A 1962-nucleotide genomic window follows, 5' to 3' on the forward strand; every position below is an offset into this window, starting at 1 on the left:
CGCCGCCCCCGCGAACCCCCCGAGCGCGAGCGGAGGTAGTCGTCGACGACGAACTGCCCGAGGCGTTCGGGGCTCGGGGTGAGCACGCGCCCGCCGTTGCGGCGGGCGACGGCCTCCACGAACCGGCGCAGGCCGGGGTCCTCGCCGAGCATGAACAGGTTGACGGTCGCGCCGAAGCGGGTCAGGCGGTCCACCTCGGCGACGGTGGCGCGGATGGTGGCGGACGTGGGGGGCCACTGGAAGACGGCCTCGGGGGTGCCGCCGGAGTCGTCGAGGTGGGCGGTGGGCTCGCCGTCGGTGATGACGAGGACGACGGGTTCGGCGTCGGGGTGCCGGCGCAGGTGGCGGCGGGCGATGCTCAGGGCGTGCTGGAGGTTGGTGCCCTGCACGAAGTCCGGTTCGACCTCGGCGAGCTCGCCGAGGGTCATGGGGGCGGCGTGCAGCCCGAAGCCGATGATCTGCAGCGCGTCGCCGGGGAACTTCGTGGAGACCAGGTGGCTGAGGGCCAGGGCGGTCTCCTTCATGGGGCCCCAGCGGCCCTCGGCGGCCATGGAGAAGGACAGGTCGACGCAGAGGGCGACGGCGGCGGAGGCGTGCCGCTCGGTCTCGACGACCTCGAAGTCCTCCCAGCTCAGCTGCACGCGCCCGCCGGGCCCGGGGCGGGTGCGGCGCAGCGCGTTGGAGACGGTGCGCACGACGTCGAGGGGCTGCTCGTCGCCGAACTCCCAGCGCCGGGTGGCGCCGGTGGGTTCGCCGCCGGCGCCGGCGCTGGCGTCGTCGTGGTCGCCGCGGCGGCCGGTGGAGACGCGGTCGAGGACCTCGCGCAGGGCGGTCTGGCCCAGGCGGCGCAGCGCCTTGGGGGAGAGGGTCAGGCCCTGCCCGGAGCGGGTGAGCCAGCCCTGCCGCTGCAGCTCGCGCTCCAGCTCCCGCAGGCGCCGCACGTCGTCGGCGGCGCCGCGGCCGAGCTGGCGCTCCAGGGCGTCGACGTCGACGTCGTCGAGGGTGGCGCCGGGGTGCTCCTGGCCGAGGGAGTCGAGCAGGTCGTCGAGCTCGGAGACGTCCTGCAGGGCGTCGGCGGCCTCGCCGTAGCCGAGGGGCTCGCTGCCGCGCGCGCCGCGCACCCGCTCGCCGCGGCTGAAGTCGAGGTCGGGGCGCAGGGCGCGCAGGTTGTCGGACAGCTGGGACATCTGCGCCTGCAGGTCGAGGTCGTCGCCGAAGGCCTGCTGCACGAGCTGGGACAGCTCCTCGCGCTGCTGCGGGGACAGCGAGCGCATGAGGCGGGAGGCGGCGGCGGCGCGGCGGGCGAGCAGGTCGATCAGGCCGTCGAGGTCCTGCACGTCGGCGGCGTCCTCGCCGAGCGCGTCGCCGTGCTCGGCCATGAACTCCTCGAAGTCGGCCTGCGCGTCCTCGCCGCGCGCCCGCTTGCCGAGCAGGTCGTTGAGGTCGCTCACCATGTCCTTCATCGCCTGCAGGGCCTGCGGGTCACCGCCCTGCAGGGCCTGCTTCATCCCGCGGAACTGCTGGTCGAGGACGTCGTCGCGCAGCCCGTCGAGGATCTGCTGGTACTGCTGGCGGGCCTGCTCGGAGGCCCAGTCGTAGTCCTGCAGGTCGCGCACGGCCTGGGCGGTGGAGCGCGGCAGGGCGTCCAGGCGGGCCTCGGCGAAGCGGGCGTCGTCGGCGCGGGGGTCCTCGCCGGTGCGGGCGGCGAGCTCCTCGCGCTCGGCGGCCAGCGCCTGGTCCAGCTGGGCGCGCGCGCCGGTGAGGGCGCCGTCGAGGTCGCCGCGGCGGGCGGCCTCGCGGCGCAGGCGGGCGGCGCGGGCGCGCAGCTCCTCCAGGCCGGAGCGCCCGTCGGGGCCGTGGCGCAGCAGGTCGCGCAGGGCGTCGCGCAGGGAGCCGCCGCGCAGCACCTCCTGCCCGACGCGGTCCACGGCGGCGCGCACGTCGTACGGCGGGGCCAGCGGG

At 76.6% G+C, this 1962-nt stretch carries 1 protein-coding gene; it reads right to left on the reverse strand.

What is annotated here, in order from left to right:
• The coding region (locus tag GTR00_RS25255) for a vWA domain-containing protein (RefSeq protein WP_166613277.1) at positions 1–1962 on the reverse strand (1962 nt) is incomplete at both ends.

This window comes from Kineococcus indalonis, from assembly GCF_009906395.1.
GTDB lineage: Bacteria > Actinomycetota > Actinomycetes > Actinomycetales > Kineococcaceae > Kineococcus > Kineococcus indalonis.